Annotated in this window: 15 protein-coding genes; 6 read left to right on the top strand and 9 right to left on the bottom strand. The window is 44.1% G+C overall.

Features of this window, described 5'->3' with window-relative positions:
• Positions 1-39: 39 nt before the first annotated feature.
• Positions 40-2,514 (bottom strand): S9 family peptidase, encoded by a 2,475-nt coding sequence (locus tag PBT90_RS02945; protein ID WP_264808857.1) that lies wholly within the window; start codon positions 2,512-2,514, stop codon positions 40-42.
• A gap of 262 nt (positions 2,515-2,776) precedes the next feature.
• On the opposite strand from PBT90_RS02945, the gene PBT90_RS02940 reads away from it, so the two are divergent.
• Positions 2,777-3,652: a UDP-2,3-diacylglucosamine diphosphatase gene (locus tag PBT90_RS02940; protein ID WP_264808856.1), complete on the top strand. Its 876-nt coding sequence runs from the start codon at positions 2,777-2,779 to the stop codon at positions 3,650-3,652.
• 59 nt (positions 3,653-3,711) lie between these two features.
• The gene (locus tag PBT90_RS02935; RefSeq protein ID WP_264808855.1) at positions 3,712-4,827 is read left to right on the top strand and encodes a glycosyltransferase family protein; all 1,116 of its coding nucleotides are present in this window, start codon (positions 3,712-3,714) and stop codon (positions 4,825-4,827) included.
• A gap of 35 nt (positions 4,828-4,862) precedes the next feature.
• On the opposite strand, the gene PBT90_RS02930 is transcribed toward PBT90_RS02935, so the two are convergent.
• Positions 4,863-7,823, bottom strand: a complete 2,961-nt coding sequence (locus PBT90_RS02930) for a M56 family metallopeptidase (protein WP_264808853.1) — start codon at positions 7,821-7,823, stop codon at positions 4,863-4,865.
• Complete coding sequence (locus PBT90_RS02925; RefSeq protein WP_264808851.1) at positions 7,823-8,191, bottom strand: BlaI/MecI/CopY family transcriptional regulator; 369 nt, start codon at positions 8,189-8,191, stop codon at positions 7,823-7,825. The genes PBT90_RS02930 and PBT90_RS02925 overlap by 1 nt, the downstream gene beginning before the upstream one ends.
• A gap of 323 nt (positions 8,192-8,514) precedes the next feature.
• Here PBT90_RS02925 and PBT90_RS02920 point away from each other — a divergent pair, with 323 nt between their 5' ends.
• The 3 genes from PBT90_RS02920 to PBT90_RS02910 all read left to right on the top strand — a co-directional run bounded on the left by PBT90_RS02920 (position 8,515) and on the right by PBT90_RS02910 (position 12,150).
• The gene (locus PBT90_RS02920) at positions 8,515-11,187 is read left to right on the top strand and encodes an MGH1-like glycoside hydrolase domain-containing protein (protein ID WP_264808850.1); all 2,673 of its coding nucleotides are present in this window, start codon (positions 8,515-8,517) and stop codon (positions 11,185-11,187) included.
• A complete protein-coding gene (locus PBT90_RS02915) occupies positions 11,159-11,761 on the top strand; it encodes a ribonuclease HII (protein WP_264808849.1) in 603 nt (200 codons plus the stop codon). Before PBT90_RS02920 ends, PBT90_RS02915 begins: the two co-directional genes overlap by 29 nt.
• Positions 11,762-11,823: 62 nt before the next feature.
• Positions 11,824-12,150 carry a DMT family transporter gene (locus PBT90_RS02910; RefSeq protein ID WP_264808848.1) on the top strand — a complete coding sequence of 109 codons (327 nt, stop codon included), beginning with the start codon at positions 11,824-11,826 and terminating at the stop codon, positions 12,148-12,150.
• On the opposite strand, the gene PBT90_RS02905 is transcribed toward PBT90_RS02910, so the two are convergent.
• From PBT90_RS02905 to tsaD, 6 genes are all read right to left on the bottom strand, one after another.
• Positions 12,122-12,877, bottom strand: coding sequence for a DUF502 domain-containing protein (locus PBT90_RS02905; protein ID WP_264808847.1), 756 nt, complete (start codon positions 12,875-12,877; stop codon positions 12,122-12,124). The two genes, PBT90_RS02910 and PBT90_RS02905, sit on opposite strands and share 29 nt — an antisense overlap.
• Positions 12,878-13,093: 216 nt before the next feature.
• On the bottom strand, positions 13,094-13,543 hold the full coding sequence (locus PBT90_RS02900; RefSeq protein ID WP_264808846.1) for a hypothetical protein: 450 nt from the start codon (positions 13,541-13,543) through the stop codon (positions 13,094-13,096).
• A gap of 45 nt (positions 13,544-13,588) precedes the next feature.
• On the bottom strand, positions 13,589-14,098 hold the full coding sequence (locus PBT90_RS02895; protein ID WP_264808845.1) for an HNH endonuclease: 510 nt from the start codon (positions 14,096-14,098) through the stop codon (positions 13,589-13,591).
• A 3-nt stretch (positions 14,099-14,101) separates the two neighbouring features.
• The gene (locus PBT90_RS02890; RefSeq protein ID WP_264808844.1) at positions 14,102-14,899 is read right to left on the bottom strand and encodes a hypothetical protein; all 798 of its coding nucleotides are present in this window, start codon (positions 14,897-14,899) and stop codon (positions 14,102-14,104) included.
• On the bottom strand, positions 14,862-15,329 hold the full coding sequence (gene smpB, locus PBT90_RS02885; RefSeq protein WP_264808842.1) for an SsrA-binding protein: 468 nt from the start codon (positions 15,327-15,329) through the stop codon (positions 14,862-14,864). Before smpB ends, PBT90_RS02890 begins: the two co-directional genes overlap by 38 nt.
• Positions 15,330-15,331: 2 nt before the next feature.
• Entirely contained in the window at positions 15,332-16,345 is a 1,014-nt protein-coding gene (gene tsaD, locus PBT90_RS02880) for a tRNA (adenosine(37)-N6)-threonylcarbamoyltransferase complex transferase subunit TsaD (protein WP_264808841.1), read from the bottom strand.
• Between tsaD and PBT90_RS02875 the strand changes: the two genes are divergently transcribed.
• Positions 16,345-20,952, top strand: a complete 4,608-nt coding sequence (locus PBT90_RS02875; RefSeq protein WP_270131500.1) for a translocation/assembly module TamB domain-containing protein — start codon at positions 16,345-16,347, stop codon at positions 20,950-20,952. The genes tsaD and PBT90_RS02875 overlap by 1 nt on opposite strands.
• The last annotated feature ends 32 nt before the right edge of the window (positions 20,953-20,984 follow it).

Below are 20,984 nucleotides of genomic sequence, written 5' to 3'. Positions count from 1 at the left end.
TCTGATTCGGGCTTTCGTTTTATGGTTGGAGCTTTTCGCTCAATCATCCTTTGGCTTATCGCGTTGCATTTCCACCATATCTACAGGAGGAGGGGTATTATCCCCTAGCAAGTGCTGCACAAAGTAATCCCCCATTCTCCAAAAGAAATACTCAGTCATGTCTCCATATCCATGACGCTGGTCAGGCAAAACCACCAAATCAAATCGCTTTCCCGCTTTGATCAGTGCATTGGCCATTCTAAGCGTATTTGCCGGATGAACATTATTATCTGTACTGCCATGAGAGAGCATCAAGCGCCCTTTTAGATTTTCTGCTAAATCCTGATTTTTATCAATCTGGTAAATGAAAGTCGTATCTCCTTTGGCATTGATCTGCTCCTTCACTCCATGGTGCTTCTCAGACCACCAGCGGTTATAGACACTATTGTCATGGTTGCCGGCGGATGAAACTGCCACTTTGAAGAAATCAGGATAAACCAGCATGGCCGCTGTGGACATAAAACCTCCACCGGAATGCCCATGAATCCCTACTTTTGATTTATCGATAAAGTCATGCCGATCTGCCAATTGCTCTACGGCGGCTTTTTTATCTGCCAATCCATAGTCTCTCAAGTCTCCATACCCATAGTTATGATACCACTTCGAGCGGCCTGGGTGACCTCCTCTGTTGCCAAGTGTAACCACTATAAAACCAAACTGGGCCAGTCGATCCGTTCTGTCCAGCCTGGCTGAAAATGCCTTGTCTACTGCTTCAGTCTGCGGCCCAGGATATACATATTCAATGATGGGATATTTGCGGGTAGAATCGAAATCGTACGGCTTATACATCACCCCATACAGATCAGTGATTCCATCGTCTGCCTTGAACTGAAACGGCTCAGGAAACTGATAGCCTGCGGCAAAAAGCTGAGACAAATCTGCGGTTTCCAGATCCATCACCTTATTTCCGCTTTTATCTTTCAGTACCGCCACCGGCACAGTATTTACTCTAGAATAATTGTCCACAAAGAAAGTAGCGGCATCATTGATCTCGGCTGAGTGATTGAAATCTCCGGAATTCAACAGGGAAATAGCTCCTCCATCCAAACTCACGCTATATAAATGCTCATAATAGGGATCCTCTCCCTTTTCCTTGCCATTTGCCACAAAGTATAGCCTCCTGCTTTTTTCATCCACACGTGCTACACGATCAGAGTGAAAAGCTCCAGATGTAAGCTGACGCTTCAAGGTGCCATCTTTTCCATAGAGATAAAAATGCCCCCAGCCGTCTCGCTCAGACCACCAGATAATTTCATCAGCTAAAATCTCCGGCTTTAGCATCTCCACATAAGTATTGCTTCGCTCCTCGATCACTACTTGCTTTTCATTTGTGGTTAGATTCCAGCGCAGCAGGTCTATGCGTTTCAAATCTCTGGAAGTGACCGAAAAGTAAAACTCATCCAAGTCTCCTAACCAAGTCACCGGCCTGAAGTCATCATCTCTTGTGTTTTCAGCAGCACTGGTGTTGAAAATATTGAGGGATTGATCTTTGAATGTCGCCACAGGAAGATTAGACAGCTCCTCCGAGTCAAAAGAATAATGCAGCAAATAGGTGATCGGCTGTTCCTTTTCTCCCGGCATAGCGTACTTATAAGTTTCCAGCGTAGGTCGTTTCTTCGTGCTATGGATCACCCAGAGATCCTTTACCTTTCTGGAGTCTGTGCGGGTCATCACAAACTGCCTGGAATCCGTACTCCAGTAAGCTCCCACACGCTTGCGTTTGTCCTTATTTTTCTCAGTTTCCACGTTATCATCCCCTCTACCACTGTACCCGTATTCGAAGTTTTCCTCCCCATCTTCAGTGAGCTGATGCTCCACGATGGTACTGTCCTTTTCATCTTTCACAGCTTTCAGAAAATTCTCCTTGTCCATCCAGTAGAGATTATGGTGCTTCGCAAAAAGCACTTTGGAAGAATCTGGCGCTATGTTCGCCCAAGACAAACGCTCTGGATCTTTTGGAGCGTCTGTAATCTCGGTAAGTTGCTGCCTGCTGATATCATAGTGAAATACAAAGGTTTTCTTTTCCATAGAATCCTTGGCGCTTTGGTCCTTCTCCTTGATCTCTGCCCAGTCTCTCTTCAAAACCTCCTCAGTACCTTTCACCTTGAACTTGATCGTATTTTCATCTTCCAAAAATTTCAGATCATCCAGCTTCAGGTGCTGCCCGTCCACGGGATCCTTGGTGATTTTGGTGATTTCCATCGCCAGTTTATCAGTGTCGAAAAGTTGGCTTTTCGTTTTTCTCACCGGATCCACGATGTACCAGTTTTTACCATCGCTGGTTTCATATTCGTACCAGAAACGATCCGATTTTTTCAACCAATGTGGATCCACTCGGGTAGAAAAAACCATTTTCTTCATTTTTTCAGGAGAAAACCTGGCTGCCAATTCATAATTACCGGAGTAGGTCTTATCCTGAGTAAACCCATTCTGGAAAATCAGCAGCAATGCAATTGCAAGTAAAGTTTGTTTCATAATGTTCTATTTGGGAAAACGAATCTAATCCATTACAAAAGTTTATGCTGAACCATTGGTATAAAATCGGAAACCACCGTCCTTCAGAATTCACTCATCTCCTCCGCATCCTAAGAAAAACCCTATAGAACCGGCTTTTTCACAGCATTTTAACCTTGGCTTTACATTTCAAAGCCTATTCGGCTCATTCTTACTTATTATTTAATATTTGAATTATAAAGGGTTCAAAATCAGGCTTTACCTTTCTACCAAAACCAGAAGTGTGAAAACCCAATTCAAAACTATAGTCATCTCTGATGTCCACCTAGGCACTAAAGGCTCCAAAGCCAAGGAAATTGCTCGGTTTCTCAAACAATATGACTGCGAAAATCTCATCCTAAACGGTGATATCATAGATGGATGGCAACTCAAGAAATCCGGTTCCTGGAAAAGAAAACATACAAGGTTTTTCAATCGCATCTTGAAAATGATAGAAAACCACGACACTAAGGTATTTTACCTGCGTGGTAACCACGATGATTTTCTGGATCAGATCTTACCCTTTCAAATGGGCAACCTCTCCATCCAAAAAGACATGATTTATGAAAGTCATGGCAAAAAATACTTCATCACTCATGGGGATGTTTTTGACAGCATCACTACTAATCTCCGCTGGATTGCCTACCTGGGTGACATGGGGTACACTTTTTTGCTTTGGCTGAACAGAGTGGTGAACCACTACAGAATCAAGCGCGGGCTCCCCTATTTCTCCCTTTCCCAGTATGTGAAAGGAAAAGTAAAATCTGCCGTGTCCTACATCGATCAATACGAGGAGGAACTAGCGAAAATGGCCAAGGCCAAAGGCTGTGACGGCATCATCTGCGGACATATCCACAAGCCCGAAAACCGGGAAATCGATGGAATCCAATACCTCAACTCCGGGGACTGGGTGGAGACCATGAGTGCTTTGGCGGAGGACCACGAGGGCAACTGGCAATTGATATACTACAATGAAATCAACTTCAAAGAAGCGAAAGATGACAGTCTGCATGAGTTTTTCATAGGAAGAGTAGAATCTCCAGTGGTGCCGCTACGAGAGGTTTCCTTTGAAGGAAAAAAGGACGACCTGGAACCACCCTCCATCAGTTCCATCCAATGAGATCAAGCCCGGGATTCCCAGGCAAGCGATCTGACCATTGAAAATCAAATTATAGCTAAATGAAGTTCGTTTTCATAGTTCAAGGCGAAGGCAGGGGCCATATGACCCAAGCGATAGCCTTCGGCAAAATGCTGGAGAATCAAGGCCACGAAATGGCGGCGGTGGTTTTGGGAAAAAGCAAAAGAAGGGAGGTTCCACCGTTTTTTTCTAAACAAATCCATGCTCCAATCTATCAAGTCGAAAGCCCGAATTTCGCTTGCGACAAGAATGAAAAAAAGATCCTGATCGGAAAAACCATACGCCAAAACATTATAAAAGCTACTACTTTTTGGCGAAGCCTACAGCAAATCAACACTATCGTACAATCTGAAGCCCCGGATGTGATCCTGAACTTTTATGATCTGCTAGGTGGGTTATACAACGGGATTTTCAGACCCAATGCAGCCTACTGGGTGATCGGCCATCAATACCTGATTTACCACCCAGCGTTTCAGTTTGCTCCCACAAAGGGTCTGAACAAATTCTTTTTCAAGTTCAACACGCGGATGACGGCTTTAGGCGCAAGCCAAAAATTAGCCTTATCCTTTTACCCACTCGAATCTACCGACAACATTACGGTAGTTCCGCCTTTGCTAAGGGAAGAAGTAAGAAATCTCACCCCTACCAAAGGGGATTTCTATCTGACCTACATGGTAAACAGTGGATACAGCACAGAAGTGATTGCCTTTGCCAAATCTAATCCACACCTGAAAATCCGGGCATATTGGGACAAAAAAGAAGCGGAAGAAACTGAAACCCCTCTACCTAACCTGAGCTTCCACAGGGTTCATGACAAAAATTTTCTTCGTGATATGGCAGCGTGCAAAGGACTGGTAAGCACTGCCGGTTTCGAATCGATTTGCGAAGCCATGTACCTAAGAAAACCCGTAATGGTCATCCCAGTCGCAGGCCAATACGAACAGGCTTGCAATGCACTGGATACGGTACATTCAGGAGCTGGAATTGCTTCAGACAATTTCGATTTCAGCAAACTGGACAAGCAAATCCAAACTACCTCAAATTCAACCAGTTCCTTTCAGGACTGGGTAAGCACCTGGCCATCAGTTTGGCAGCATATTTTACCGGAAACAAAAATGACTGAACCGGATTTTATTCTGACTCAGTCATTTTCTTGATTTTATTAATCAAAACCTGGCAGGTTTAACTAGCACTAGCAATTGTTCAAAGCTCTTTGCTCCGGGCTGAGCTCGGATACTGCTTTGAAGACATTCTTTCCGTTTTCCTCTACGCGGTAGTAAGGGAAATTGACCATTTTGACTTCTCTCCGTTCAGGAGCACCCATTCTTAGGAATTTTAATTGAAGCTCATTGTATAGTAGAAACAACGTATTTCGCTCCTCCATAGATAAGGAGGCATCATTCCGCCCTTTGTTACGCATCAATTCATATTGGTAAGAGACCTTTTTGTAATCCTCTATCTGGTCTGCAGGAGTAAGCGGCGGAGGAGGTGGAGGATATTTTTCAAGCTCTTCAGCGGTCAAATCCTTTGCTAATTTGTAATATACTTCTCCATTCGACTCAAGCTGCATGTAGGGCGCGAAAGGACGCGAAGGATACTTGACCTTTGGCTTATCATGAAATGGGATCTGGAGATACATACTCCATACTTTTGAAAACATTTCATTTAGCCTATCCTGCTCAGCTTTGCTTCTTTTGACAAAATGCGGGGCCTGATTTCGGAGAGCTTCATATTCTTGATTAGTATCGATATAAGCTTGAAATTCCTTTCTCAGGGTTTCTGCTTTTACTCCCGGAGGCCATTTGGAGGGATTTTGTGCTTTTTCATCCTGACCTGCAATTCGCTGCGTCGACCTACTTTGCTCTTGAGTGGTAGCGCCACTGACTTTTTCATTCTTCGGTACCGTCTGAACATACACTCTTTTTTCTAAGGGATAGATGTGAATCAGATGCTGCTCGGTCAGAGGATCTTCAAATTCCGACTTTTCCCCAAAGGCTTCTTCATATCCTTTAGAAGTATAGATATTCACCTGATGCTCTTGAGGAAATCTTTCACTTCTGGCGTTTTCATGTACAAAACTATCCATGAAAAAAACCACGTCTGTATTTTTCATTTTCTCCAATTCCGAATTCGGCACATGACTCCCATCTATCCAAATGGCAAAATCATCTGAATTCTTCCAGCTTTCATACTCCTGTGCGCCCGGCATTTTGGAAATGGGACTATTCGGAGCTGGTGGCAACATTTCTTGGATTTCTGCTGGCAGTTCATCGTACTGAACCTCTTCAAATTCTCCTGACGAGTTTTTTACTAATAGAGTAGCATTGAGGTAATACCTGGCTTTATCTATCGCTTGGTTTTGAATGCTACCGGTAAGCTGACTTTGCCCCACTATTGAGTAATGCTTACTGTAATAATCAGATGCCCTTTTATCCACGGAATCCCATTTATTAGAAAGCTGCAGACGTTCTTCATCTGTCAGGTCCTTTTCCAGTTTGTAATAAACCTCGCCATCCTTCCTCAGCAAAACATAAGGAGCTATGGGCGGAATAGGCTGTGTGATCTTTTGTTTCAAATCAGAATCAAATTGATCATACATCCCGGCCAACTTTATAAAAATCGAGTGCAACTTGCCTTTTTCATCCTCTGCTTTATCAATATAATGTGGTTTAGAATTTCGAAGATCCTCGTATTTTCCATACAGATTTTGATACTCCGTGAAAGGCTCTTCCATATATGCTATATCAAACATATATACAGCATTGCCACTGAAAGTTGCTGTTCCCATTGGTGGTTTACTTAATTGTCCATCCGGCCCAAAGATTTGCTGATAGAATCCCTCTGTAAATAACTTAGTCTGATAGGGCTGAGGAAACTCCTCTGACCGTGCATTTGAATGTATAGGAGTGGTAACGAAATAGACTATTTCAGATCGGGGAATTTCATCCAAATCGGAATTTGGTAGAACTTTACCATCCAACCACAATCCATATTCTTCCCCGTTCTTGAGAGCTTGATAAACGGAGTCATCAGGAGTTCTTTTGGGAGGTGCTTCTACAGCAGAAGGCAAAGCAAGCCTGGATTTCTGATCGCTGCTTAACTGCCCAAAGTCCTTGATTTCATATTGCATCTGGTCTGTTTCAATCAAAAACTTTACCTGACTATAGTACTTTTGCTTAGCTTCATCCTGAATGGAAATTTCATCAGAGTTTTTTTGGCTAGAATGGAAATATAAGCTAGAAACCTCTCCTTCAGAGTTTGAATCTTCCGGCTGCCCTACCACTCTTTCACTGAAAATATAGACTAGTGCACCTAGCACAGGTACCAAGACCAAAACCTTGATCCAGCTATGTGAATTCACTGTTTTCCTCTTCATCATTTCAAATCGTTTTTTGGTTAATGAAAAATTTAAGCTACTAGCCAAGCCGTATTTCTGCTCAGAAAGCATCATAGCTAGTAATTGACTCTCGTATTTCTCCAGTGGAGTGCTGCGTAATGCTATCTGGTCCGCTATAAATTCATGATTAAGCTTGATGCTAGCTTTGGCCCAGTGCAGACCTGGATGAAACCAAAATGGCACTAGCAAGACTTCAATAAAAAGGTTATCCCAGCTGTGCTTTTCCTGAATATGGGTGGATTCGTGAGCGAATACAGCATCGGTGAATTTCCCGTTTTCCAGATCTGATTCGGACACAAAAATGTACTTGAGAAATGAAAACGGAAGGGAATCTTCCTTCAATAGAACCAAGGTCTGCCCACGGTAATTAATCTTAATATTTCCCTGAATCTTATTCACCAGAATCTTAATATTTCTCCCAAATCGATATAAGAAAACAAAGGAAATCAGTCCATAAAGCCCAAAGAGAAGGTATTCCCAGTTAAATGGAGATTCAGGCACTGCAGCAAAAACTTGCTCCTGATTGAGATCCTGAAGTGTAGCTTCAAAGTAAATAGGCTCAGAAATCACTTCGGTAGTAGAGGGAGAAACCTCTTGTGGTACTTCAATGGTATAAAGAGGAATAAAAAAAGACGCAACCACCGAAAACAGCAGAAAGAACCGATTGAATCTATGCAATGCCTCACGCTGCAATAGCACCCGGTGAACTAGCAGCAACAAAAGCAGGCAGGCTATGGATTTAAGTAAGTATTCCATTATTTCTTTTGATTTAATTTGTCATCAATAATCCCTTTTAGTGCCAGTAATTCCTCCTCTGAGAGGTCCGTTTTCTTGGTGAAAAAAGAAGCAAACTGCGCCGGAGAATCATTGAAAAACTTCTCGATCAACCCTTTCAGGTGCCTGGAAAAATAACTCTCCTTACTCACCAACGGAAAGTACTCCCTCAGCTTTCCTTTTGACTCATACCCTACAAATTTCTTTTCCTGCATACGCTTCAGCAGTGTGGAGATCGTAGTAGTCGCAGGCTTTGGCTCCGCGTAAGAATCCAGCAGATCTTTCATAAATGCCCGCTTTCGACTCCACAGGTGATTCATCAGTTCTTCCTCAGCTCTAGATAGTTTCATGCTTCTTTGGGATATTTTACTCTACAAATGTAGATTAATATTTCAGATCTACAAATGTAGACCCTGATGATTCGCCTTAAATTCTGTTAAGAAAGATTTTCAAATACCTCAGGGTAAAATAATTTTGCACATTAACGGACGCATTGATAACATTGGGATTGAAAATTTGGTAAGCTTAATCCTAAATAGTTCAATTTGAAAAAAGTTTGGCTTTCATTGCCAAATCAAAAATATTTATGACAACTCATTAAACGGAAGTTCATTTTCGAGGCTATAATCAATAGAAATTGATAATTTCGGATATTCCGCCTTATAGAAACTACATGTCAGCTGAAAATATACGATTACAAGAAGACAAGGACAGAACCAAACATTGGAAAAAATGGGGACCATACCTTACCGAGAGGCAATGGGGGACTGTTCGAGAGGATTACAGCCCAGACGGATCTGCCTGGGAAAACGTAACCCATGACGATGCCAGAAGCAAAGCGTACCGTTGGGGAGAAGAGGGCATCGGCGGCATTTCTGATTTCAAGCAAAAACTCTGTCTAGCCTGGGGCTTTTGGAACGGAAAAGATCCTTTCATTAAGGAGAGATTGTTTGGCCTTACAGGCAACCAGGGGAATCACGGTGAGGATGTGAAGGAGCTTTACTATTACCTAGACTCTACCCCTACTCACAGCTACATGAAGATGCTATACAAGTATCCTCAGGGGGAATACCCTTATACCCAGCTGCTGGAGGAAAATTCCAAGCGGGGAAAAGTTGAGCCTGAATACGAACTCCTGGACACGGGTCTTTTTGAGGAAGACAGGTACTTTGATATTTTTATAGAATATGGTAAAAATGATATCGAGGATATAGTAGGTAAAGCTACCATACACAACCGAGGCCCAGAAGAAGCTAAAATCTGGGTAATGCCCACCCTTTGGTTTCGTAAAACTTGGTTTACCGGCAATGAGTCTTTCATGCCAAAGCTGAAAAAGGCAGATACCAACACCATAAATGCCTTCACGCCTAAACTTGGAAATTACACCATTACCTTTGATGGGGAACCTGAATTGAAGTTTTGTGACAACGAAACCAACCGAGAGCGGATTTACCATATTGGGAATGAAAAGAAATACCTCAAGGATGCCATCAATGATTATGTAATCTCAGGGGATGAGCAGCATCTGAACCCAAGAGACTTTGGCACTAAGGCATCGGCTATCTATCAAATCACCATCCCTGCAGGGGAAAGTCGAGCAGTGACCCTAAGACTTCAGCCGCAGACCAGGGACAATACTATAGCACAAAGTGATGACATTCTAGCGAAAGCAAAGCAGGAAGCGGATGTTTTCTATGCAAACCTGCAAGAAAGAGTGGTAGATGAAGACCTGAGAAACATCCAGCGTCAAGCCTATGCCGGCATGATGTGGTCCAAACAATTTTACTATTACGATGTGGAGCGCTGGCTGGAGGGCGATCCCGGAAGGTATGTGCCTCCTGTGGTGCGAAAAAAGGGCAGAAACAGCAACTGGAAACACCTGCAAAACTATGACATCATCTCCATGCCGGACAAGTGGGAATACCCTTGGTATGCAGCATGGGATTTGGCATTTCATTGTATACCCATCGCTAGGATAGATCCCGAATTTGCCAAGGACCAGCTCCTGCTCCTGCTCAATGAATGGTACATGCATCCAAATGGGCAGATCCCGGCCTACGAGTGGAACTTCTCCGATGTCAACCCGCCTGTACACGCCTATGCAGTACAGCGGGTGTACCAGATTGACAAAAAGGCCAATAACGGAGTAGGAGATCAGGAATTTCTGGAGCGTGCCCTCCACAAACTGATGCTGAATTTCACCTGGTGGGTCAATCAAAAAGACAGTGACGGCAAAAACATCTTTGAAGGTGGATTCCTGGGACTGGACAATATTTCCGTCTTTGACAGAAGTCACGCGCAGAAGTATCACGGCAAACTGGAGCAGGCAGATGCCACCTCCTGGATGGCCATGTTCTCCCTGAACTTGCTGAGAATTTCCCTGGATCTTTGCGAGTTCAATACAGTTTATCAGTTCACTGCCACCAAGTTTCTAGAGCATTTTCTGTACATCGCCGGGGCGATGAGCAATATATCTGAGGAGCACATTTCACTTTGGGATGATGAGGACAATTTCTTCTTCGATGTCTTTCACCTACCGGGCAAAGACCCGCGTAAGATGAAAGTGAGGTCTATAGTGGGTCTTATTCCACTTTTTGCTGTAGAACCGATCAGAGAGGATCTCTTTGCGAAGCTTCCTGAGTTCAAAAAGCGCCTGGATTTTTTCCTGAGAGAAAAGCCAAAACTGGCAGCTTTGGTGTCCAGCTGGATACAGCCAGGCTACGAAAAGCGTAGATTATTCTCTTTGCTCCGTGGTCACAGAATGAAAAGCGTACTTCAGAAAATGCTGGATTCTGATGAATTCTTAAGTGAGTACGGCATACGCTCTCTTTCAAAGTACCACGAGAAAAATCCATACACCATGCGAATAGGTGGAGATGTGCTGTCCATCAAATACACGCCTGGAGAATCAGACACAGTGATGTTTGGAGGCAATTCCAACTGGCGGGGTCCGATTTGGTTTCCCATCAACTTCCTGCTCATAGAATCACTCCGAAAATTTGATTTCTATTACGGAGGGGATTTTTCCATAGAATACCCAACTGGATCCGGACAGTACATGACTATGGATATAATCGCCAAAGAGCTGTCCCTCCGCTGCATGAAGATCTTTATGCGGGATGAAAATGGGAATAGACCGGTTTTCGGCCCAAATAAAAAGTATCAGGAGGATCCGCATTTCAAAGATCACATCTTATTCTATGAATATTTCCATGGAGACTCTGGCGTTGGGCTGGGAGCCTCCCATCAGACAGGATGGACGGGATTGGTAGCGGAGCTAATCCATAAATACTACAAAGTAAGAGAAGATAAACACCATGATTCTAAAACCCTTTTTAGAAGCTAGCAGAATAGAGGCTGGGTGTGATGAAGTAGGCCGAGGCTGTCTGGCTGGACCAGTGGTAGCAGCAGCGGTTATTTTGCCGCCAAACTATAGCAATGCCTGGATCAATGACTCCAAAAAACTGGGCAAAAGACAGCGCGAAGACCTGATCGAGGAGATCAAAGAAAAGTCACTGGCCTGGAAAGTAGCAGAAGCCAGCGTGGCAGAAATCGACCAGATCAATATTCTCAACGCTTCTTTTCTCGCCATGAGCAGAGCAGTCCAAGGACTGTCCATCCAGCCAGAGCATCTATTAATCGATGGCAACCGGTTCAGGTCTGACTTGCAGATCCCTTTTACCTGTGTCATTAAAGGTGATGGAAAGTTTGCCAGCATAGCAGCTGCATCTATTTTGGCAAAGGTGTACCGGGATAAATTCATGGAAAAGCTGGCCGAAGAGTTTCCCCATTATGGCTGGGAGAAAAACGCCGGCTACCCCACTAAAGCACATCGAACAGGCATAGAAACCCATGGGGATTGTATTTGGCACCGGAAGAGTTTTAAGCTGTTGAAAGACCAATTATCCTTGGATATTTGACAGTAGTAAAGGATTTCCCTACTCCCCAATCCCCTATCATAATCTTATAAAGCACAAAAGCAATGAACTGGATATTTTTGATCATAGGAGGCTTATTTGAAGTAGCCTTTGCCTTTTGCCTGGGACAAGCCAAGGAATCCATTGGCACTGCCAAAATTTGGTGGTATGCAGGCTTCGTGCTCTGCCTCGCGATTAGTATGAGCCTCTTGATCAAAGCTACCCAGACCCTGCCCTTAGGCACGGCTTACGCAGTATGGACTGGAATTGGCGCTGTAGGCACAGTCCTAGTGGGTATTTTTATTTTCAGGGAATCAGCCGAATTCTGGAGACTCTTTTTCCTGGCCACCTTGATCGGCTCTATTATTGGGTTGAAAGTAGTGAGTCATTAGACTCTTTTTCTTTATTTTCATCTATTAACTCTGCTCCTGGGTCTCCATCCACCCCATATTTCTTTTCCAAGTCGTATTTGGTACATAGCTCATCCAAATTGGTATTGACCAAAATATCAGAAGTCCCCGCTCCCATCCCCATAATCGTACGCATGGCATCCTGTGTGGTGGAACTTAGCGGAATCACATCATCCTTACGCACATGATAGATATTACCATTGGTAGGGTTTGGCGCAGTAGGCACAAAAACCGTTACATACCTATCCTGAATCTGATCTGTCACAAAGCCCGTCATCATCGTTCCTGTTTTGAATGGATCAATGAGCACTACTTCAGAAAAAGGCAGTTTTTTAACTCCAATGAATTGGTAAACGGTCTGATGAATCAGACTATAAAGGGGAATTCTTGAGAGGTATTTTCTTTCGAAAGTTTTGAAATACACCTTCCCTACCCTATTGCGCACCACCACACCGATTAGAAATATAAACGCACAGAAAATTCCAAATGACAGCACATTGATCAGCCAGTGTGGGCTGTCCGCACCACCATCTAGCAATGTGCTCAGCGGCGAAACTATTTTGAAAATAAAATTAAAAACTACCGAAAGCAGAATAAGGATAATCGTCAACGGAAGCAAAATCAAAAATCCCTGTATCAATGTATCCAGGAAAAAACCTCGTTGTTTTTTGGCTTGGGGAGTAGGTGCTAAGTTGGCTTCTGAGGGCATGGTCTAGTTTGGTTGGTATAGCTTTTCCACCATACAAACTGTGGAAGATTTAAGGTATAGGTTCAAAACCGTACCAACTCAGAAATCCCCTCTTGCTTCAAATTCAGGTGGAATCTTCTATCATTCCACTCTCCATTCGGGGATAAAAGACCTCAACTTTTGCACAAAAAAAGCTGACAGCAAACCGTCAGCTTTTTACTTTTATTGGTGATTGCACTACTTTTTCTTTTCTGGAATTATTCGCTCAAAGGTCAGTTTCCCAGCCCCCTCTCCATCACTGATAGGCTCTAAAACTAACTTATCCTCTTCCAAGGACACGATTTTTGCTTTTCGGCTGCTCTTCCCATCAAAAATGGTCAATACATTATCGGGACTGATTTCAATCTTGGCCCGCTTTTGTACCACATCCCGATTTTGGTAATCATTGTAAAACAAACTATCGCCTTCCACAAATTGGTACACGGTGTTTTCAAGCCTGTTTTTGATTTTGTAATCTAGATCAGCTTTCATGGCTGGGCTGGAATTCTGAAAGCGGGGAGAATTTTTAAGACGAGCTATAGCCTCAAAGTACACCAGCTGCCACTTGCCAAGTAATTCCTCAATTTGCACCGGATTTCCCTGAAGGGATATCGCCAAAAGTAAGGTCGGGATGATAGAAAGATTCATGATGGTGTTTTGGCAATTATTCTGCCAAAAAACAGAAACAGCCAGCTATTGAACCACTTTTGAATCTAAAAATGGCAACCACTCCTCAGCCTGTCTTTCCGCATAGTCCACTAGGAAGTAGGCAAGACTGGGCTTGAAGGGCTCCATCCGCAAAGTAAGCCCGGCCTGCTCAGGCGTCTTATCGCCTTTATTGACATTGCAGCGATGGCAGGCAGTGATCAGGTTCATCCAGTTGGTTTTGCCGCCCTTGGATCTGGGCACCACATGGTCTATGGTCAGTTGCTTTCTGCTGCCGCAATACTGGCACTCTCCCCCATCCCTTCGAAATAGGTTGTTTCTGTTGAGCAAGACGCCACGATAAGGAATATTTTTGTAGGCATTCAGGCGGATCACAGCAGGATAATCGAAACTCCGGCTGACGGTGCGGATCTGTAGCAGTTCATATACCGAAAGGCAGTTGGCTTTCTCCAAAAGTAATAGCACGATGGCTTTTTGTGGCGAAACCACTGCCACAGGAGAATGATCCAAATTCAACACCAATACCCGTTTTTCCATGGTTCAATTTAATATCGATCGAGTTTCCATCTCCACCTGTTTATCCCTGCTTCTTCGTAGAAATGATTCCCACTCACTCAGATCCGAAACTTTGATTTTATTATCCATCCAAAGCACTTCTTCAGCTCCTAAATACAACGCATACTTAATCCGCTGAGAATCTAATTGTTTGAAAATAAATAAATCACCCGGTAAAGCGAGTTCTGCTTCGATTTTTCTTCCAGGAATTTTTCCTGCCGGCAAAGAATAGCCTGCAATAGCAAACATCAGTTCAAACCCCTGATGCTCATCCAGCCCAAAAATACTCCGTCCTCCGGCCTGATAGGGAGCATTGATGTACTTGATGGCGATATCGAGCAGCTGGCTACGGTTGGCTCTCACGGCGTGGCTTCTCACCGAGCCGGTAAATCCTATGTGGTCTTGCCAGTTGAACAGCTCTAAATCTGAAAAATGCAGCCTACTGCCGGGGAGTAAATAAAGATTGGTCCCCATGTACTCAATCGCTGCAATGGGGCTGGTGACGATCTGAAAATCAGTGTTGAGGAAATTCTGGTAATCGGAAGCGGGGATTTCCTTCAGTGTCTGCGCACATATCCATCCACCTAAGCCCGTGTCTTCATGTAAAATCCTGAACCAACCCTGATCGGGAGTCACCGCTAAGACCTGGTAACACTCCCCAAAAAGTAACTGTGTAATCAGTGCGGAATCGAAGGTTGGCCGGCGATAGACGGGGAGCATAGTCTGCCGGCAGATCCCATAAGCATCAATCAAAGGCCATTCGCTGGATTTCTCTTTTTGCATCTTTTTCTTTCAGATCCTGTCGTTTATCGTGAGACTTTTTGCCTCTACCGAGAGCAATTTCCATTTTTGCCATTCCCCGGTCATTGATAAATATACGAACAGGAATGATAGTCAGCCCCTTTTCCTGCGACTTAGTTTGGAGTTTCTCCAGTTCCTTTTTATTCAAAAGCAGCTTTCTGTCCCGAATCGCCACATGATTATAGCTCGCAGCCATGGAGTATGGCGCAATATGCATTTGACGTACATACAACTCCCCTTGAAGGAAAATACAAAAAGCCTCAGTCAAAGACACTTTGGACTCTCGTATGGACTTAATTTCTGTGCCTTTCAGCACCATACCGGCCACGTAGGTGTCTACGAATTCAAACTGAAAACTAGCTTTCCTGTTTTTTATATTGATGACTTTGTCAAACTTATTATCCTTAGCCATTTTTAAAGTTTCATTTTAGCTAGGGGAGCGACATCCAAGGTCGAAAATTCCCCCTTTAAATATTTGTAATGTGCTGCCATGGCGATCATGGCCGCATTGTCTGTACAATACTCGAATTTTGGAATGTACAGGTTCCAACCTATTTGGGCTGCCAAAGTAGTCAGACTTTCTCTCAATCCTGAATTGGCGGAAACACCCCCGGCAATGGCAATCTCACTGACCCGGGTTTCCTTCACGGCCTTTTTCAGCTTAATCAGGAGCATTTCTATCAGGGAGTATTGTATGCTGGCGCAAAGGTCTGCCAGGTTTTCCTCAATGAATTTTGGGTTTTCCTGAAGCTGGTCACGCAGAAAATACAAAACCGCAGTTTTAATCCCGCTAAAGGAATAATCCAACTCTGGCATTCTGGTGATGGGAAAAGCAAAAGCCTTCGGATTACCATCTTTGGCATGCTTGTCTATCAGCGGACCACCCGGGTAAGGAAGCCCAAGCAATTTGGCCGTTTTGTCAAAAGCCTCACCCACAGCATCATCCCTGGTCTCTCCTATGACTTGCATATCCAGGTGGCTTTTTACCAATACCAACTGCGTATGTCCTCCACTTACAGTCAGGCAGATAAAAGGGAAGTTGGGTTTGGGATCATCTATGAAATGGGCCAAAATATGCGCCTGCATGTGGTTCACTTCTATCAGTGGAATTCCCAGCGAAAAAGCGAAAGATTTGGCAAAGCTGACCCCTACCAGTAGTGAGCCCAATAGACCTGGTCCTCTGGTAAATGCAACAGCGGAAAGCTGGTCTTTGGTAATCCCTGCGGACAAAATCGCCTCTTGCACCACCGGAATGATATTTTCCTGATGTGCTCTAGATGCAAGTTCAGGAACCACCCCTCCATATTTTTCGTGGACAGATTGTGTGGCGACGATATTATTAAGTACTTTGCCATCAGCTATCACAGACGCTGAGGTCTCGTCGCACGAGGATTCAATTGCTAGAATAAAGATATTGTTGGTACCCATTGGAAAAGAACGCGAAAGTTACGGATTTTTTGCACAAAGCGTTTCGGATTCTACTTTGGGTAGTCTTTTCCCTGCTCATGCTTTTGATTGTTTTGGCCTTGGCTCTCCAAGTCACTTGGGTTCAAAACAAGACCATTGATACCATAACAGGTATTCTGAACAAAGATTCCAAATTCCACACCGAAATTGGAAATATACGACTCACCTGGTGGGATGCGCTGGAGCTGAACGAGGTACAAATCCTTGATCACCGGGATAGCCTGATGATAGGGGCTCGAAAACTCACCGCGGATTTTGACCTGCTCTCTGTATTGCCACCGGGAGATCCCACTCTGAATGCAGTACGCGTGGAAGAAGCCCAGCTCCATCTGGCAGTGCATGAGGGGGATTCTGTCATGAACATCAATCTTTGGGTAGAGGAGCTCACCGACCTCTTCAGCACAGGGTCATCTAACCGAAAGGGAGCAAATTTCTACATCAATGAAGTGGCGCTTCGCAATTCGGAGGTAAATATTATCAATGAAAATACAGAGCCCATCACAGATGGTGTGGATTATGCAAAGCTGCGTTTTGGAAACATCACACTTAATGCCAATAATTTCAGCGTAGAGCAAGGAGAGATTGGTGCTGAAATCAAATTACTTACCGGCGTAGAGCAAAGTTCAGGACTGGAGATTCAGGAACTGGTGACCGATTTGACTTTTTCCCCAGAGTATTTGGAATTTGACCGACTTAGCCTGAAAACCAAAAAAAGTCACATCAAAGACTTTCTTCGATTTGAATATGCCTCAGTGGGTTCATTTTCCGATTTCGTAGATAAGGTGGTACTCATCGCCAATATGGATGAGTCTAAAATTGACCTGGGTGACCTCAAGCTTTTTGCCCCTAACCTCCCGGATATTGATGATCAGATTTACCTCTCTGGCAAAGTAACCGGGCCGGTTTCAGACTTTAAATCCGATGAGTTTTTAGTACGATTGGGTGAGAAAACTGCGCTTTTTGGCGCGTTTCAGTTAGATGGCCTGCCAGATGTAAATGACACTTACATCAACCTTTCCCTGAAAAACTCTACCATCCTGGCATCCGATCTAGGCCCTTATTTGAAACAGGAGCAAGAAGTACAAATCCAAAAGTTTAACACCATTCGACTTACCGCAGACTTTGCAGGCTACCTCCACCGGTTTGACACCAATGGAGAATTCAAAACGGCTATAGGGGATCTTATCGGAAGGCTGCGATTTGAAAAGGTAAACGAGCTACCTATCATCGTCTCAAACATTACCCTAAAAAACCTGGATCTGGGCGTATTGACCGGCAACAGGGAGCTTTTCCAAAAAGTAAGCCTTCAAGGAAGAGTGAATACAGAGGGAAATACACTTGAAAATATACTCGTAGATGTAGATGCCAACGTATCCAAATTTGGCTTTAATCACTACAACTACAGCAACATCGACACAGACGCCACCTATGGCCTGGATCTTTTCCGTGGCAATCTCAGTATCGCAGATCCCAACTTAAAAATGGACGCCAGAGGATCCGTAAATCTACGAGCATCTACAGACTCCGTTCGCTTAAACCTACAAATCGACACCGCCTTTTTGGACTCCTTGCATTTTGCTGAGCGTGCGTCATTTATCAGCGGAAAAATCGATGTCGACACCAAAGGCATAGATCTAGACGAAGTGCAGGGAATAGCTAGGTTTAGGGATGTCTCGGTAGGCTTTGAAGATCGCTTTCTAGAAGTGGGAGATTTTTACTTCCAATCCCTCTTTGCCGGAGGCACGCGGACCATGTCGGTGAATTCAGATTACCTGGTGGCAGCAGCATCTGGACAGTTTGACCTAAAGCAAATGGGAAGTGATCTGGAGATCCTTTTGCAACAGTACATTTCCATCATTATAAATGAAGAACAGCCCATTGCGGACCTGGAACGGAATTTTTCAGAAACCTACAATCTTGATTTAAATCTTCGGTTGATTGATATAAACCCCATCGTACAATTACTCGAACCTGATTTGTCATTTTCCAAAAACACCGTGCTGGAAGGGGCATTTTATCAAACAAAGGAGAATACTGTATTCAATTTCTTTACCAGCATAGACACCCTGATCTACCAGGGAAACACTGCTCGGGACATTAATATTGACTTCAACACCTCCAAACTGATCAACAGTCCGGATATTCTGGCTTCCTTCTACATCTATTCCAAAAACCAACAACTGGGTAAATCCCTGGAATTTACCAATCTGGGATTTGAAGCGATCTGGGATCAAAATGAGGTGGATATGAACTTTACCTTAGATCAGGATTCTACTCAAAGTGCGGCCAGAGTGGATGCATTTGCGCGGTTTTCCGCTAGTAATACGGAGCTGGTGTTTGAACCCTCTTCGCTGAAAGTTTTGAACAGAGAATGGCAATTTGATCCGTTGAACCAAATCACCATTACTCCAGGAGAAATAGCTGTGGATAGTTTGAAGCTATTCAGCGAAGGTCAGTCTATTTCCCTACAGGGGAAAATAAGTGAATCCCCGGAAGAAAAACTCATGCTGGCGATAAAGCATGTCAATCTCGACCTGCTAAATACGCTTTTGCCGCAGGACTTTGACGGAACTACGGATGGGCAAATCGTTTTTCAAAATTTATTCAATTCACCCAAAATCCAAGGCAACGTCAATCTAGATCAAGTAGCGATCAACGATTTCCCGATTGGAGACATGCAGGGAGATGTGGATCTGAATACCGATAGGCTTCAGCTTTCTCTAGTCAATAGAAATGAGGAGCGGGAATCCATCAGAGTAGAAGGCTACATCACCGTACCTGAGCAGGAAATATTCATAGATGCACACCTGAACGAGGCCAGCCTGGTCATAGCAGAGCCATTCCTGTCCAATTACATTTCCAATCTGGGTGGTACCATCAAGGGGGACATGGCCATCCGGGGTACTACTTCCAATCCGGAAATCGATGGCATAGGCACACTCAATCAAGGCAAGCTCACCGTCAATTACCTCAAAACCACCTACCTGCTAAATGGAAACATCCTTTTCAAGCCTCAGCAGATCAGTTTTCAGGAGGTGGATCTGCGAGATCTGTATAACAACCGAGCCACTCTTACCGGTGGAATCAACCATAATGGCTTCAACAATATCAGATTTGACATGAAAGCTGACATGGAAAATCTACAGGTGATGAACACATCTGAAAGAGACAACGAAACATTTTTTGGTACGGCCTTCGTCACCGGCAATGCAGAAGTAGTGGGCACTACTACAAATCTGGATATCAATGCCCGGGCTACCAGCCAGCCGAATACCCGGATTTTTATTCCTTTGACAGACAATAGTTCCCAAACCCAGGAGGACTTTATCCACATGATCAATGTGCAGGATACCGTGAGAATCCAGGAAATAGCGGATGAAATTAATCGCTTGGAAATAGAAAATGTACGGATGAATTTCGTCTTGGACATCACACCGGACGCCTATGCAGAAATCATCATTGACCCTAGAACTGAGGAGAAAATCTCCGGTCGTGGCCGTGGAGTTTTGACTATGAATGTAGATACCCAGGGCAACTTCACTTTGAACGGCACCTATGAAATCACGGAAGGACTCTATAACTTCTCACTTTACAATGTGCTCAAAAAGGAATTCAGGATCAAGCCCGGCGGCAGGATCACCTGGTATGGAGACCCGTATGAGGGCATCATGAATATCTCTGCCGAATACCAGGAATCCGTGTCCCTACAGCCTTTACTCGCGAGTACAGTGACCACCAATACAGATCAAAACACCGGTTCAAGTAGGCGCTACCCAGTCAAAGTCCTACTCAATCTAGAAGGTGAACTACTCTCTCCTGACATCACCTTTGGCTTTGATTTTACCGAATTCCCAAGTAGTGGTGAGGCTCAGACTACCATTTCCTCCTTTCAGAATAGAATAGCCAATGATGAGCAGGAAATGAACCGACAGGTATTCTCAGTCATCATGACTCGATCATTTTCGCCAGAGGGACAGTTTTCCGGTGTGTCCAACTTCTCTTCAAGTCTGGGCCAGCTGCTTTCTTCACAGCTCAATTCCTTTTTGGGACAGGTGGATAAAAACCTGGAAATAGACCTTGACGTGGCCAGTCTGGACCAAAACACCCTGGAAACCTTCCAGCTCAGCGTGGCCTATACCTTCTTGGATGGCCGATTGCGCGTATCACGGGATGGGGGATTTACAGACAATACCGGAAATGCCAGCGCTTCATCCATCATAGGAGACTGGCAGGCTGAGTACATGCTCACCGAAGAGGGCGTATACAGGATCCGGATTTTCAACAGAAACAATTTCAATACCTTCACCTCTCTTTCTCTCTCCGAAAATGTCTCTACCTACGGAGTTGCGCTTTCGCAGAATGTGTCCTTCAACTCATTTTCTGAGCTGTTTAACAAAATCACCCGTAAGAAAAATGAAAAGCTGATCATCAACGATTCAGATGACTACCTCAGGTATCAACGCAGTGAGGAAGACTGGAAGGAAATCAACTTGGACAATATAGAAAACAGACTTGATTCACTCAATCAAAACCGTCCCATAGAAATCCCTCAAAACCGAAGGGATTAGTCTCTAGAAACGGAAGGCAAAACCCTTGGATC

This window comes from Algoriphagus sp. TR-M9, assembly GCF_027594545.1.
Lineage (GTDB): Bacteria > Bacteroidota > Bacteroidia > Cytophagales > Cyclobacteriaceae > Algoriphagus > Algoriphagus halophytocola.
The sequence above is the reverse complement of the archived record's forward strand: the minus strand, read 5'-3'. Positions and strand labels throughout refer to the sequence as shown.